Genomic DNA, 562 nt, shown 5'->3' on the forward strand with positions numbered 1-562 from the left:
AGTTGAGATTTGATCAAGCCCAATCGTTCTTCTATCAATTCTTTGCGCACAGGGTGCAAATATTTTGAATGAATGAGTGCGTGAAGCTGGTTTTTAAGGCGAGTCTGGTCTGTCTTCAAAGCACTACGCTCTCTGGTTAAATCACGAAGTAACATATAATACTCTGAGGTAGGCTTCCAAGGCACTAGTTTACGTTCTAAACCCATACGTGCCAAAGACTTAGCGTCCAGTTTATCAGTTTTAGATGACTGTGATTCACTTTTTTTATAGTTACTTGCCTGCGTGGGTTGAACAACCGATACTTGATAATTTTCCGAAAATAAATAATAGGCCAATCGTTCGTAGTAAACACCAGTGGCTTCCATGGTAAAGCATACATCTACCTCAGGGACTAAATGCCCCATAAACCAGTCAGAAAAAGCCAAAAAACCTGCTTCACTATTCTTAAAGCTCTGTACTGATACAAATTTAATTTCACGGTCAAATAATAAATAACTCAAGCAAGCCACAAAACTGTCTTTGGCTACATCAATTCCTATATTTTGGGTAAAAATTTTGAGTT

Annotated in this window: 1 protein-coding gene; it reads right to left on the reverse strand. The window is 38.1% G+C overall.

The window, feature by feature from the left end; genetic code table 11:
* The coding region (locus Q0954_RS34320) for a transposase (RefSeq protein ID WP_299466696.1) at positions 1-562 on the reverse strand (562 nt) is incomplete at both ends.

This window comes from uncultured Microscilla sp. (assembly GCF_947493425.1).
Classification (GTDB): Bacteria; Bacteroidota; Bacteroidia; order Cytophagales; family Microscillaceae; genus Microscilla.